This is a genomic window from Exiguobacterium sp. s124 (genome assembly GCF_018617485.1).
Taxonomy (GTDB): Bacteria; Bacillota; Bacilli; order Exiguobacteriales; family Exiguobacteriaceae; genus Exiguobacterium; species Exiguobacterium aestuarii.
Genome location: NZ_JACSKH010000001.1, coordinates 885360 through 898253, shown reverse-complemented (window position 1 = coordinate 898253; position 12894 = coordinate 885360). Strand labels below are relative to the sequence as shown.

Annotated in this window: 16 protein-coding genes; 4 read left to right on the top strand and 12 right to left on the bottom strand. The window is 46.5% G+C overall.

Features of this window, described 5'->3' with window-relative positions:
• Nucleotides 1–2: 2 nt before the first annotated feature.
• Nucleotides 3–524, bottom strand: a complete 522-nt coding sequence (locus KNO85_RS04700; RefSeq protein WP_214787354.1) for an NfeD family protein — start codon at nucleotides 522–524, stop codon at nucleotides 3–5.
• A complete protein-coding gene (locus KNO85_RS04695) occupies nucleotides 524–925 on the bottom strand; it encodes a hypothetical protein (RefSeq protein WP_214787351.1) in 402 nt (133 codons plus the stop codon). The genes KNO85_RS04700 and KNO85_RS04695 overlap by 1 nt, the downstream gene beginning before the upstream one ends.
• Nucleotides 926–1044: 119 nt before the next feature.
• Here KNO85_RS04695 and rnhC point away from each other — a divergent pair, with 119 nt between their 5' ends.
• The 3 genes from rnhC to KNO85_RS04680 all read left to right on the top strand — a co-directional run bounded on the left by rnhC (nucleotide 1045) and on the right by KNO85_RS04680 (nucleotide 4165).
• Nucleotides 1045–1959, top strand: a complete 915-nt coding sequence (gene rnhC / locus KNO85_RS04690) for a ribonuclease HIII (RefSeq protein WP_214787349.1) — start codon at nucleotides 1045–1047, stop codon at nucleotides 1957–1959.
• Between the two features lie 71 nt (nucleotides 1960–2030).
• The gene (locus KNO85_RS04685) at nucleotides 2031–2843 is read left to right on the top strand and encodes an alpha/beta fold hydrolase (protein WP_214787348.1); all 813 of its coding nucleotides are present in this window, start codon (nucleotides 2031–2033) and stop codon (nucleotides 2841–2843) included.
• 299 nt (nucleotides 2844–3142) lie between these two features.
• A complete protein-coding gene (locus tag KNO85_RS04680) occupies nucleotides 3143–4165 on the top strand; it encodes a PTS sugar transporter subunit IIC (RefSeq protein WP_214787346.1) in 1023 nt (340 codons plus the stop codon).
• Nucleotides 4166–4206: 41 nt separating this feature from the next.
• On the opposite strand, the gene pheT is transcribed toward KNO85_RS04680, so the two are convergent.
• The 9 genes from pheT to infC all read right to left on the bottom strand — a co-directional run bounded on the left by pheT (nucleotide 4207) and on the right by infC (nucleotide 11758).
• Nucleotides 4207–6582 carry a phenylalanine--tRNA ligase subunit beta gene (gene pheT, locus KNO85_RS04675; protein ID WP_214787344.1) on the bottom strand — a complete coding sequence of 792 codons (2376 nt, stop codon included), beginning with the start codon at nucleotides 6580–6582 and terminating at the stop codon, nucleotides 4207–4209.
• 12 nt (nucleotides 6583–6594) lie between these two features.
• Complete coding sequence (pheS, locus tag KNO85_RS04670) at nucleotides 6595–7617, bottom strand: phenylalanine--tRNA ligase subunit alpha (RefSeq protein ID WP_214787342.1); 1023 nt, start codon at nucleotides 7615–7617, stop codon at nucleotides 6595–6597.
• Nucleotides 7618–7919: 302 nt separating this feature from the next.
• The gene (locus KNO85_RS04665) at nucleotides 7920–8666 is read right to left on the bottom strand and encodes a TrmH family RNA methyltransferase (RefSeq protein ID WP_214787340.1); all 747 of its coding nucleotides are present in this window, start codon (nucleotides 8664–8666) and stop codon (nucleotides 7920–7922) included.
• 1 nt (nucleotide 8667) lies between these two features.
• Entirely contained in the window at nucleotides 8668–9747 is a 1080-nt protein-coding gene (locus KNO85_RS04660; RefSeq protein ID WP_214787338.1) for a M42 family metallopeptidase, read from the bottom strand.
• A 19-nt stretch (nucleotides 9748–9766) separates the two neighbouring features.
• On the bottom strand, nucleotides 9767–10249 hold the full coding sequence (locus KNO85_RS04655) for a dUTP diphosphatase (RefSeq protein ID WP_214787336.1): 483 nt from the start codon (nucleotides 10247–10249) through the stop codon (nucleotides 9767–9769).
• Nucleotides 10250–10273: 24 nt separating this feature from the next.
• Nucleotides 10274–10528: a hypothetical protein gene (locus KNO85_RS04650; protein WP_214787334.1), complete on the bottom strand. Its 255-nt coding sequence runs from the start codon at nucleotides 10526–10528 to the stop codon at nucleotides 10274–10276.
• A gap of 86 nt (nucleotides 10529–10614) precedes the next feature.
• Entirely contained in the window at nucleotides 10615–10974 is a 360-nt protein-coding gene (gene rplT, locus KNO85_RS04645; RefSeq protein WP_012726696.1) for a 50S ribosomal protein L20, read from the bottom strand.
• A 28-nt stretch (nucleotides 10975–11002) separates the two neighbouring features.
• Nucleotides 11003–11197, bottom strand: a complete 195-nt coding sequence (rpmI, locus tag KNO85_RS04640; RefSeq protein WP_012726697.1) for a 50S ribosomal protein L35 — start codon at nucleotides 11195–11197, stop codon at nucleotides 11003–11005.
• 30 nt (nucleotides 11198–11227) lie between these two features.
• On the bottom strand, nucleotides 11228–11758 hold the full coding sequence (gene infC, locus KNO85_RS04635; protein ID WP_074033409.1) for a translation initiation factor IF-3: 531 nt from the start codon (nucleotides 11756–11758) through the stop codon (nucleotides 11228–11230).
• Nucleotides 11759–12099: 341 nt separating this feature from the next.
• On the opposite strand from infC, the gene KNO85_RS04630 reads away from it, so the two are divergent.
• A complete protein-coding gene (locus KNO85_RS04630) occupies nucleotides 12100–12309 on the top strand; it encodes a hypothetical protein (RefSeq protein WP_012726699.1) in 210 nt (69 codons plus the stop codon).
• A gap of 95 nt (nucleotides 12310–12404) precedes the next feature.
• Here the strand turns inward: KNO85_RS04630 and KNO85_RS04625 are convergent, their stop codons facing one another.
• On the bottom strand, nucleotides 12405–12818 hold the full coding sequence (locus tag KNO85_RS04625; protein WP_214787332.1) for a DUF2231 domain-containing protein: 414 nt from the start codon (nucleotides 12816–12818) through the stop codon (nucleotides 12405–12407).
• Between the last annotated feature and the right edge of the window lie 76 nt (nucleotides 12819–12894).

Below are 12894 nucleotides of genomic sequence, written 5' to 3'. Positions count from 1 at the left end.
AGTTATTTCTCCTCTCGAATCGTAGGTTCGTCATATGTCATGACGATGGCAATATTACTCTTCACTTCAATAATAATGACTCGGTGGTCAGCTGAAATCGATGTCCCGTCCATACTTTGAGCCGTCTTCAAGAGAGACCCTGTTACTGTCTCGATCATCACTTCGCCATATCCACCTTCTGGTATCGGTACCGTCAACCGTCCAACTCGACCGACCAGTGCTTCATCCGTCAACCCGATTGATTCTTCAGCGTTTGATAATGGTAACAACACGAACAAATAGAGAAGTGTTGTTAGAGCGAGTGACCCGACCAATGCGACAGCCAGTCCAATCACCGGTGAAACATGCGCCAACGCGTTTAAAATGAGTCCGATCCCGGCACCTAATGCTAAAAATGATAAAATGACAGCAGGGTTGAACCAGCCTTCAAACATGTCAAACGCATCAGAGAACATCATATAAATAAAGGTTCCAAAACCAGCGATGATCAACACCCACCAGTACAGTTGATCGATTGCCTCCATTACCACCCCTCCTCCTGTCGACGTTTCTGTTCCATCAGTAACATACGCCGAAGTTGCTCGACTTCAAGGGCGAGCTGATCCTCAATCGCATCCCACTCGGAAAGTGACGACGTAGATAAATCGTTCGCTTCCCGAACTCGTCCAATCGATTGTTCAATGCGTTTTCGATTGTATACATCGACGAGCTCTTGACGTTCGAGTCGCATCCTGTTTAAAAAATATTCGACTTCTTTTTGAACTTGAACCACTTGGTCCGTCACGTCCTCAGAAGAATCTTGCATCAGCAGCCGACGCACTCTCACTTGATGAGCCACTAACTTGGCAATTCTCGCTTCTAGCTCGAGAATGTGCTTGTACAATTCCTCTACCTCATCTTGATGCGTGTCATCGCGCCACCACACGTCCACTTCACCTCACTTTGTTCTAATCACTTTCATATACGATAAAACCTCATCATCGGTTTCAAAAAATCATAAAAAAATGTAAAATGAATTTGCCAGACAGAAAGGAAGTGCTCATTTTGGGCAACCAAGTCATCAAGCTATCAACTGCTGACCAAGAAAAACTAAAAAATATGTATAAGAAGTACGCGGTCACACCTCCACCTTACGCAACTTTCAGCGCAAAGACACCTGGATTTGTCGTCACGATTTATCAATCAGGAAAAGTGATGTTTCAAGGAAAAGATGCAGATACCGAGGCAGTGAAATGGGGAACTCCTGCCGGGAAGAAACAAGCGTTTCCACCGAATACGACATTACCTAAAGGCTTTTCAGATTGGTCCGTCGTCGGTAGCGACGAAGTCGGAAAAGGTGATTATTTTGGCCCACTCGTCGTCGTTTCTGCTTTCGTATCACGGGACCAAATCGCACTCGTTAAAGAGCTCGGTGTCAAAGATTCAAAGCAATTGTCTGATCCCGAGATTATCCGAATTGCTAGAGATTTACACGCCACAATTCCTTATCAAAAAGCGACACTGCACAACCCAACGTATAACAAGATGCAACGTACGATGACACAAGGTAAAATGACTGCCATCGCGCACAACGCAGCGCTGCATGCGTTGCTCGACAAACTTGAACAGAAACCAGATGCCATCCTGATTGATCAATTTGCCGAAAAATCGGTCTATTATCAGCACTTACGGTCAGAACGCGATGTCGTCCGCGACGATGTTTATTTTTCAACAAAAGCAGAAGGACTGCATGTCGCAGTCGCAGCCGCATCCATCTTAGCCCGCGCCTTTTTCTTAAAAGAAATGGACAAACTAAGTGAACAAGCAGGATTGACGCTCCCGAAAGGGGCAGGAGCAAAAGTTGACCAAGTGGCCGCTCAGATCATCCGTCGACATGGGCAGGATTATTTACAAAAAATCGCCAAAGTCCATTTTGCCAATACCAAAAAAGCAATAACCTTGAACGAACGTCGTCTGTAGAGGTTCGTTATCAAGTATGATATACTCGTTTTATGGTTAAGTGAACTTAAAATTTTTGGAGGATAGCGTTCATGTTGCATTACAAAACCTACACGATCAGCGATGACCATCCTTGGGTCGTCTTTATTCACGGAGCCGGTGGAAGTTTGTCTCATTGGTATCGTCAACTTCGCCCATTCCGTAAGAAATATAATGTGTTACTCGTCGATTTGCGTGGACACGGTGGTTCATACGATGCCGAACAATCGCTTAAACAACCGTTGAACGCCTATACATTTGATGTCGTCGCCAAAGATGTCATCGAGGTGATGGATCACTTAGGTATTGAGAAAGGTCATATGGTCGGTCTCTCTTTAGGGACGATTGTCATCCAGGCGATGTTTGAGCACTATCCGGACCGGATTGCTTCGGTTGTTCTCGGAGGTGCCATCGTCAAGTTCAACGTTCGTTCAACGCTTCTCATTCGTCTCGGTAGCCTCGTTCAAAATTTCGTTCCCTATATGTGGTTATACAAATTGTTCGCATGGATTTTACTACCGAAAAAACGTCATAAAAAATCGCGGATGATGTTTGTCCGAGACGCTGCAAATTTGTGTCAGCGTGAATTTATTCGCTGGTTCAAGATGACGGAGAACATCAATCCATTACTAAATCAAATTACTTCGATTCAAACGAACGTCCCCATTCTATATATTATGGGCGATGAAGATTACATGTTCCTTGAAGCTGTGGAACGGACCGCAAAACATCAACCGACTGCCAATGTTGAAATCGTTGCAGACTCTGGTCACGTCGTGAATGTGGATCAACCCGAGCAATTCAATTCATTGTCGATGAAATTCATCGATGATCAAATTCAAGCACTTGCACTCAAAATGAGCTGATTCAGGATGCCACCATACATCCTGAATTTTTTTCAGTTTATTTTCAGAAAATATTGATTATTGCAAAAATAGATGGTATTCTTTAGCAAATCCAACAAAGAGGAGATGCTTGAGATGTTCAAACCCGTACATATGAACAGCCTGCTGATTATTATTCGACTGAGGGACTGAAATCGTTTTGTTCTTGAAAACGACTTTTCAGGCCCTTGTTCCCGTGGTAATCGGACAGGCGCCTGTAGATGTAACCCGCGCCTATCCGAATCGGATAGGTTTTTTATTGCTCTATAGACAAAGAGGAGATGATGGAAGTGAAGCAGTATATGATGGATCGAATGGTAAAAATTTCAGCAGGAATGGCAAACGCCGTACTCGTCACGCTCGGTGTTGGTCTATTGATTGAGACGATTGGTAATTTGACTGGGATTGCGATGCTCGTTCAAATCGGGCAAGTCGCTAAATCATTGTTGGCTCCAGCTTTAGGAGCCGGCGTCGCCTTTCAACTCGGAGGCAATACGCTTATCTTGTTTAGTGCAATGATTGCCGCAACGATTGGCGGTGCCGCACTTAAAGCGACCGAAAGCGGTCTCGTCCTCGTACCTGGTCAACCGATTAGTGCGTTGATCGCAGCAGCTGCCGCTGTATGGCTCGGTAAACGTGTCCTCGGAAAAACAAAGTTCGATATGATGGTCGTACCCGTAACAGCGGTTCTCGGAGGCGGCATCGTCGGTGTGGCGGCCGCAGCTGTCACGACCCCACTGATCAATTCAATCAGTCAAGGAATCACAGCATCTGTTGAAACATCACCCATTGCGACATCTCTCGTCATCGCCCTTGTCTTCAGTGTCATGCTCATGTCGCCGGCTTCGTCGGCCGCACTTGCCATCGCACTTCAGTTAGATCCGGTTGCCAGCGCTGCCGCATTGATTGGTTGTTCTGCTCAGTTTGTCGGATTTACATTGATGGCGTACCGTCAAACCGATCCAGGTGGATTGGTTGCCTCATTCTTCGTCACGCCGAAAGTTCAGTTCCCGAATATCATCAAAAACCCGAGAATCGTCGTTCCACCATTCATTGCTGCGATGATTTCTGCTCCGATTGCCACATTGATGTTCTCGCTTCAAGTTCCTTATGAAATTGCCGGTCTCGGACTTAATTCCCTCATTGCCCCGCTTCAGATTTTAGCGGTTCAAGGGATGGATGCGTTTCTCATTTTTACGGTAACCGGTGTCGTTCTTCCCGCACTCATTACTTGGGCACTTTATCGTGTCACAAGTCTTGTCGGTTGGACGAAGTTTGGTGACCTCGCACTTGAGATTCAATGAAAGAAAGGAGCGTTGTCCACATCGGACAACGCTCCTTATTTTTACGCTCGTACTTCAGCGCCGTGTGCTACACGGACCGCTTCAACGATTGTCTCATATGCTGCTGTTACTTCTTCATCTTGCAACGTCCGTGTCGGGTCTTGGAACTTGAGTGAGAAGGCGATCGACTTCTCTTCTGGTCCGACATTCTCCCCTGTATACACGTCAAACAAGACGAGGTCAATCAAGAGTGGACCAGCCGCTTGGCGGATTGTTTGTTCCACTGCCCCAGCCGGAATCGAATGCGACAAGACGAGTGCCAAGTCTCGTGAAATCGATGGATAACGTGGCACGTCTTGATAAAGAAGGGTCTCTTCTCCACTAAGCGCCAATAGGTCGAGTTCAAATACATACACTTCTTTCATACCGTAAACGTCTTTTGACGTCCCTGGATGTACTTGTCCAACATATCCGATCACGTCACCGTTCATCAAGATGCTCGCCGTACGACCTGGGTGCATATCTGGCATCGATACCGCTTCATACGTGACATCGAGACGAAGTGTTTGAACTAACGTGTCGACAATCCCTTTCGCGACGAAGTAATCGACTGGGATTCGTGTACCTTGTGAACGATGATCCATCCAAAGGCCTGTGACGACACCTGCCACTCGTTCTTTTTCGCGTGGTAACGTATCACCATGCTCTGTATAGACACGTCCCGTTTCGTATAGTGCAACGTTCGCTTGTTGGCGCGCTGTATTGTAACGTGCTGCCTCCAACAATCCAGGAATGAGCGATGTACGAAGAACAGAACGCTCTTCACTCATCGGCATTGCCAGACGAACGAGTTGATCGGCTTGACCACCGAATCGCGTCGCATGTGCCTCACTCGTTAACGAGTAGGTGATTGCTTGTGATAAGCCGACACCTTGCAACAAGCGGCGTGTATTTCTGCGCAACACGTTGATTGCCGGCAAATATCCTTTCGAATGAGATGCAGGTAACGTCGACGGGAGGCTATCGTAACCGTATAGACGTGCCACTTCTTCCGTAATGTCAGCCGGAAGCTCTAAGTCAGGTCGACGGGAAGGGATATGAACGCTCAATACGTCATCGCCTTCTGTAGCAAGACCGAGACGCTCTAGAATGCGTTCGATCGTTTGACGTTCGAGCGTCATCCCTAAACGATTATTGATATAATCGACCGAGACCTCGATTTGACGAGCACGTGATTCTTTTTCACCAGACACAGTCGCTTCTCGAATGTCACCTCCACCAAGCTCCACAATTAATTGAGCGGCACGATCAAGCGCGAGCATGACACGCTCTGGGTCCACACCTTTCTCAAAACGAGCGCTTGAGTCGGAACGAAGACCGAGCGTTCGGCTCGTCTTACGTACCGAGGCAGGATCAAAGTAAGCGGACTCTAAGACAATATCTGTCGTTGAGGCATCTACTTCTGTGTTTGCGCCACCCATGACACCTGCGATTGCGACCGGCGCCTGACCATCTGTGATGACCATCATCGAAGCGTCGAGCGTACGTGTTACATCGTCTAGGGTAATCATCTCTTCTCCGTTTTCAGCCTGACGGACCACAATCGATTGACCGAGTTTTTTCGCATCGAACGCATGAAGAGGTTGACCGATTTCTAGCATCACATAGTTCGTCACATCAACAATGTTATTGATTGGACGAACGCCCTCGGCAATCAAAATATTTTTAAGCCATTGTGGAGATTCTGTGATTGTAACCCCTCGCACTTCACGCGCTGCATAATACGGGCAGTTCGGTGTAGCGAGCTCAATGGACACTTCAGATGCAGAAGAAGACGTGACGTCGGCCGTCGGTAACGTGTACGGACGCTCTAAGATGGCCGCTACTTCGTGGATGATGCCATATAGGCTCAAGCAGTCCGAACGGTTCGGAGTCAAACCGAGTTCGATGACCTCATCATTCAAGTCGAGTAAATCGAGCACATCTGCCCCGACTTGAACATCTTCACGGAACGTATGAATCCCGTCTTGCTCATCTTCCCGAATTTGCTTCTTCTCGAATCCGAGTTCCTCAAGCGAACAAATCATCCCTTGAGATTCGACACCGCGAAGTTTCGCTTTTTTGATTTTTAATCCTGGTAAGCGTGCGCCAACTTTCGCTACGATGACGTATTGACCTTCACGTACGTTCGGTGCGCCACAGACGATTTGAACGGGATCACATTCCCCGATGTCTACTTTTGTCACGTTCAATTTATCCGCTTCCGGATGCTTCTCACATGAGAGGACATGCCCGACGACGATACCAGAAAGTCCTTCTCCACGGTTTGTGACACTTTCGACTTCAATCCCATTTTTTGTGATCAAGTCGCCAAGTGCTTCTCCACTCAAATCTGACACATCAATATATTGATTCAACCATTTTTTTGATAGTAACATCTGTCTTCCTCCTTAGAATTGCTCGATGAAGCGTAAGTCATTTGTGTAGAAGTGGCGGATGTCATCGACACCGTGTTTGAGCATCGCCATACGCTCAACTCCGATTCCGAATGCGAACCCTGATACTTTTGACGAGTCATAGCCTGCCATCTCTAACACATGTGGATGTACCATCCCGCCTCCGAGAATTTCAATCCATCCAGTTCCTTTACAGACGTTACAACCTTTGCCTCCACACTTGAAGCATGAAATATCGACTTCAACTGATGGCTCCGTGAATGGGAAAAAGCTTGGACGAAGACGAATTTCGCGTGTTTCCCCGAACAATTGTTTCACGAACACCTCAAGCGTGCCTTTTAAATCTGCCATTGAAATCGACTCATCGACGACGAGCCCTTCGATTTGCATGAATTGATGTGAGTGCGTCGCATCATCTTCATCACGACGATATACTTTCCCTGGGCAAATGATGCGAATCGGTTTCCCATTCGCCTCTAACATCGTGCGTGCCTGTACAGGTGACGTATGTGTACGTAGCAAAGTTTCCTCGGTAATGTAGAACGAGTCTTGCATATCGCGTGCCGGATGGTCTTTTGGTAAGTTGAGCATTTCAAAGTTATATAGATCTGTTTCGACTTCAGGACCTTCTGCAATCGTATATCCGAGTCCAACGAATAAATCTTCCATCTCGTCGATGATTTGTTGCAACAGGTGACGGTGTCCAGGAGCCGATGTACGTCCCGGAAGCGTCACATCGAGCGTTTCCGCTTTTAACTTCTCTTCCAGTTCAATCGCCTTCACTTCTTCGATTCGAGCGTCAAGCGTACTTTGAATCGAAGTACGAACCGTGTTCGCCAATTCACCAATGACTGGACGTTCCTCAGCGGATAGCTTGCCCATCCCACGAAGTACCTCGGTCATCGGTCCTTTCTTACCTAAATATTTGATGCGAACGTCATTTAATGATTTTTGTGTGGATGCCTGCTTGATTTCTTCAAGTGCTTCCATTTGTAACTGTTCTAATTGCTCTTTCATGTGTTCACTTCCTCCTCTACATAAAAAAGTCCCTTCAGTCGTTGACTGAAGGGACGAATCATCGCGGTACCACCCTACTTGGCCAATCATTGGCCCACTTGAGAGCATCGTTATCGAGATGCCAAACCGGTGTTGTCTCCAACACGACTCCAGAGTGAATTCAGCGACGATTCCAGCTTAGGCTTTCAGTCACGGCCTATGCTCCCTGAACGGAATCGGTCATTCGCTTACTATGTTCTTTCAACGTCATAATCTATTCATCGATGTGTTTAACCTATCACGTTTTTCACGTGCTGACAAGATTATTGTAAAGCGATGCGATACATTAAAATACCAGCAGCGACCGCTGCATTGAGCGATTCCGCCTCACCGAGTACCGGAATATGGACTCGGGTATCACAAAGAGCCAATACATCGGCATGTACCCCTTGTGCTTCATTTCCGATGACTAAGGCAATCTTATCCTCAAATGCTACCTGCTCATATGATGTCGCTTTCGAGAGGGCTGTCCCGTACACATGGAACCCTTCTTCTTTCAGTTCAGGTAGTTTATCAAGCAAATCAACCGAAGTCACATTCACGTGAAACAGGGAACCTTGTGTCGCACGAACGACTTTCGCATTGAACGGATCAACCGTTCCTTTCCCAAGGAGTACCGTATCAAATCCGGCCGCATCTGCAGTCCGAATCATCGTACCAAGGTTACCTGGGTCTTGCACTCGGTCTAACACGAGAACTTTCTTCATCTTGCGCTCGACCGGTGTCATCTTCACGACCGCAAACACACCTTGTGTCTTTTCTGTTTCCGACAAAAGATCAGCGACGTGATCAGATAATTCGAGAACCGGCATGTCCTCGATGCGCCACGTCTTTTTCGGTACGTATGATTCAGCCATGATGAGTTGTACAAGTCGACCTGCTCGAATCGCCTCATCGACCAGATGTTCTCCTTCTACGAGGAATTGACCGGTTTCTTGGCGTCCTTTTTTCGTCATCAATCGTTTTAATCGTTTAATCGTCTCGCTCTTCGTAGACGTAATCTTCGTCATATTATCCCTCTTTCAACCATTGGACCGTCTCGTGGTCTAAGCGTTTCGTCAATGCGACAACAAGTTCAATCGCTGCCTCGTAGTCATCTTTATGAATGATTGACACATTCGTGTGTAAATAACGTACAGGTACCGTCAACGCGATCGCCGGCATTCCAATCCCAGACAAATGGAATCGTCCTGCATCCGTTCCGCCTCCTGGTGTCAAATCGAGTTGGTATTTGATGTCGTTTTCTTTCGCTACATCGACAATGAGGTCGACGAGACGTGGATTCGTCACCGTCGTTGCATCAAAGAAGATGACCTGAACGCCATCGCCGAGCTTCGATAATCCTTCTGCAGGCGTCATTCCAGGTGTGTCACTTGGAATTCCTGTATCGACCGCAATCGCCACATCCGGTTGAATCAAGTTGGCCGCCGTGACAGCTCCACGTAATCCAACTTCTTCTTGAACCGTCGCTCCTGTAAAGACGACACCTGGGAACGATTCTTCTTTCAGACGTTTTGCAGCTTCAATTGCAATTGCACAGCCAATACGGTTATCCCAAGCTTTCGCCATCAAGAAATTCTCATTTTTCATGACCGTGAATTCGCAATGCGGGACGACCGTATCCCCCGGACGAATTCCCCATTCAGCCACTTCGTCTTTTGATGTCGCTCCGATATCTAAAAACATGTCTTTGATTTCAACTGGTTTTTTACGTGCTTCAAGTGGAAGGACGTGTGGTGGTTTCGCACCGATTACTCCTGGAATTTTCTCGCCAGAACGCGTCACCACATCCATTCGTTGTGCCAATAAGACTTGGTTCCACCATCCACCAAGCGCCTGGAAGCGTAGGAAGCCGCCTTCCTCTATACGTGTGACCATAAAGCCGACTTCATCCATATGACCTGCAATCATCACACGGGGACCTTCTGTGTCTCCTGTCACTTGACCGAACAAACTTCCAAGACCGTCCTGTTCAAACGACTCGACATGTGGTTCAAGATATTCACGCATCAATTGACGGACTTCACCCTCATTTCCCGGGACGCCAGTCGCGTCTGTCAGGCGTTTTAACATATGTAATGATTCATTCATCCCAATCCGCTCCTTTTCATTAATAGCCTAATCGCTGTCGCTCATGGTTCACTTCATTTTTATTCATATATGCCATGAGGATCAGCTGCTCGTTGAAGCCAAGCGTATATCCTAGTTCAAGATACGCTGCCATCAGCGTCTCGTACATCGCTTCTGTTTTCGAAAGACCAAAGTTCGTCACTTTTCGATAAATATCTAAAAAAGCATCAGTCGCATCAAGATATGAGCTTCCCGCAGGAAATGCGTCTCGTTCATACCCAAGCGCAAGGCCGAGTGACAGTAAAAAATGAATGCCGTCTACATATTCTTCTAAGATCACATCTTGAGGCGACGGTCCTTTCTTCGACCAAAACTTAAAGCTACGTGTTTCGTTAGCCAGTTCACCGAGCTCGACAAGCAGCGCCAGTAACCGTTCATCAAATTGATTGCCGGATAATCCATGTTGTTCTTTGATCCGCTCGTCTAATTCGCGCTGCCGATCAAACAATGTTGTCCAGTTCACCGGATGTTCCTCCTCTATCTCCACTTATAGCAGTACTAAAATCATTAAAGACCAGCCTACCGCTAAAATCAATACTTGTAATTGAAGCAATTTTGGGGCATGAACGGTCTTTTTGCGTGTCAAATGGAGACCGAACAAGGCACCAATGGCTCCTCCCGCATAAGCGTATAGCACGTTGAAATCACCATCGCCGTGCGTATAACGCTTTGCCTGAATATAGGTATAAACGTTCAAGACAATCAGAGCAAGGGCAACGATTGCGACAACCGATTGGTTCATACGATTTCCTCCTTCTCTTAATTTTAAGAAATTCTGAAGAAAAAAGAAAGCGCCGAGAGAATGTCTCGGCGCTTTCGATTGAACGATTACGCGTTCAATTTTGATTTAGCTGTTTCAGCGAGTGACGCGAATGCCTGTGCATCTGTCACAGCAAGCTCAGCAAGCATCTTACGGTTGATGTCGATTCCTGCAAGCTTGAGGCCGTGCATCATACGGCTGTATGAGAGACCGTTTGTGCGTGCTGCCGCATTGATACGTGTGATCCAAAGACGACGGAAATCACGTTTCTTCTGACGACGGTCACGGTAAGCGTACATGAGTGACTTCATGACCTGTTGTTTTGCTACTTTAAATAGAATGTGTTTCGAACCAAAGTATCCTTTGGCAAGTTTAATTTGCTTTTTACGACGTTGACGAGTCGTATAACCGCCTTTTACGCGTGGCATATGGATTCCCTCCTAAATTGTTTCTGTATTACTTCGCGATCATGTTGCGAATGCGTTTGAAGTCTCCAGCTGATACGATAGCGCCTTTACGGAGCTTACGTTTCGCTTTAGTCGATTTGTTTGCGAACAAGTGACTTGTGTAAGCGTGTGAACGCTTGAGTTTACCTGATGCTGTACGTTTGAAACGTTTTGAAGCACCGCGGTGCGATTTCATTTTCGGCATGAGTATTTCCTCCCCACTGAGAATCGATGATTAATCTTCTTTGTTCGGAGCCAGCACTAAGAACATGCTGCGTCCTTCCATCTTCGGCTTTTGTTCAACTGTTGCCAAATCGGCACATTCCGCTGCCATTTTGTCCAAAACACGTTTCCCGATTTCCGAGTGTGTGATGGCACGTCCGCGGAAACGAATCGAAGCCTTCACCTTGTTACCTTTTTCAAGGAACTTGCGTGCGTTACGCAATTTTGTTTGGAAATCGTTGTCCTCGATTGTTGGACTGAGACGTACTTCTTTCATTTGGATGACTTTTTGGTTTTTACGCGCTTCTTTCTCCTTTTTCTGGAGTTCGAAACGGTACTTCCCATAATCCATAATTTTAGCGACCGGTGGATTCGCCTTATCCGCGACTAAGACTAAGTCTAGTTCCGCTTCTTCAGCTAAACGTAACGCATCGTTACGCGATTTCACACCGAGTTGTGCGCCGTCTGCGCCAATGAGACGTACTTCACGGGCACGAATGTTTTCGTTGATAAAGAGCTCTTTGCTAATGGTTAGCACCTCCATCGTGCAATTGCACGAGATTTAGATTGACAAGACAACATGGCAATAAAAAAAGCGTCGGCAGTTTCCCACCCACACATCAGTTGAGGTCATAAAACGGCAGACGATGCCGATTGAACCAAGAACTTGATGGACCTGCCTGATGATTTTCAGACGAGGTGAAAAGCGGGTGCTTCTGCTTTGTTGTTTTTAATCACTATGTCATCTTAGCACTAGCAGGAAAAGATGTCAAGATATCGCGCATGAATAATTGGTAGCTCACACTTTTATGATGATACCAGTCATTCTCTCGTTTCGCAATACCTTTTCAAAGGGAATAATGAATTAACAAAGGAGGGATTTACATGAACTGGCGAAAAGACGTCTCGCGCGAACATGACTATCACGACCAAGTTCAGCAGATTGTCAGCAAGACCATGCAAGCACACGGCTTAGAGGATGAGAAGTTACAGGCCGTGTTAACGGACTTATTGGAAGAGATGAATCGTATCACATTGAAAATCGTCGATGATCACGAGTCGGCTCAAAATTATATCCATAAAAGATGGTACTAAGCGAATCCAGTTGTACAATCTGATCGCTCTTTCATCATGCGTATATAAATATTAAACGTCCGCTCCACAATCAAGGAAACGGACGTTTTTTGTATTTACTGTGCATATACCATTTGACCACCGAGGTGACCGGCGTAAGCAAGGAGTCCTGCTCCAATGAGTGCGATCACGAAACTAAGTGTGGTCCACAGCTTCCCTTTCGCACGATATCCGACAGCAAGCAAAACAATCGTGATGCCAAACGCAATCAAACTATACAAGGCAAAATGTTCATGGTTTTCAATCATCGCTTCTGTGACCGAAGGAAGATTTGCTTCTGCATACTCCTCGGCACTATCACCGGATAGAAAGGCGACCCCACCTGAAAGTAATCCCGCAACGAGTGTGACGAGTGCAAACAGTCGAAAACTTGTCCATTTGAAACTGAGTAAAATTAAGAACGTCCCAAACAATAGTAGACCAATCGGAGCGTGCACGAGCAATGGATGTAGCGGGACCCCACCGAGCATAACGATTCCTCCTTAATAATTGGATAATAGATGAGAGTTATTTACCCAGTTCAATGATGTTTATATCCACTTTTCT

Excerpts from the sequence above, each read along its gene's own strand:
- KNO85_RS04700 (WP_214787354.1), bottom strand. The coding sequence starts at position 524 with ATGGAGGCAATCGATCAACTGTACTGGTGGGTGTTGATCATCGCTGGT.
- KNO85_RS04685 (WP_214787348.1), top strand. The coding sequence starts at position 2,031 with ATGTTGCATTACAAAACCTACACGATCAGCGATGACCATCCTTGGGTC.
- KNO85_RS04680 (WP_214787346.1), top strand. The coding sequence starts at position 3,143 with ATGATGGAAGTGAAGCAGTATATGATGGATCGAATGGTAAAAATTTCA.
- pheT (WP_214787344.1), bottom strand. The coding sequence starts at position 6,582 with ATGTTACTATCAAAAAAATGGTTGAATCAATATATTGATGTGTCAGAT.
- pheS (WP_214787342.1), bottom strand. The coding sequence starts at position 7,617 with ATGAAAGAGCAATTAGAACAGTTACAAATGGAAGCACTTGAAGAAATC.
- KNO85_RS04665 (WP_214787340.1), bottom strand. The coding sequence starts at position 8,666 with ATGACGAAGATTACGTCTACGAAGAGCGAGACGATTAAACGATTAAAA.
- KNO85_RS04660 (WP_214787338.1), bottom strand. The coding sequence starts at position 9,747 with ATGAATGAATCATTACATATGTTAAAACGCCTGACAGACGCGACTGGC.
- KNO85_RS04650 (WP_214787334.1), bottom strand. The coding sequence starts at position 10,528 with ATGAACCAATCGGTTGTCGCAATCGTTGCCCTTGCTCTGATTGTCTTG.
- rplT (WP_012726696.1), bottom strand. The coding sequence starts at position 10,974 with ATGCCACGCGTAAAAGGCGGTTATACGACTCGTCAACGTCGTAAAAAG.
- rpmI (WP_012726697.1), bottom strand. The coding sequence starts at position 11,197 with ATGCCGAAAATGAAATCGCACCGCGGTGCTTCAAAACGTTTCAAACGT.
- infC (WP_074033409.1), bottom strand. The coding sequence starts at position 11,758 with ATGGAGGTGCTAACCATTAGCAAAGAGCTCTTTATCAACGAAAACATT.
- KNO85_RS04630 (WP_012726699.1), top strand. The coding sequence starts at position 12,100 with ATGAACTGGCGAAAAGACGTCTCGCGCGAACATGACTATCACGACCAA.
- KNO85_RS04625 (WP_214787332.1), bottom strand. The coding sequence starts at position 12,818 with ATGCTCGGTGGGGTCCCGCTACATCCATTGCTCGTGCACGCTCCGATT.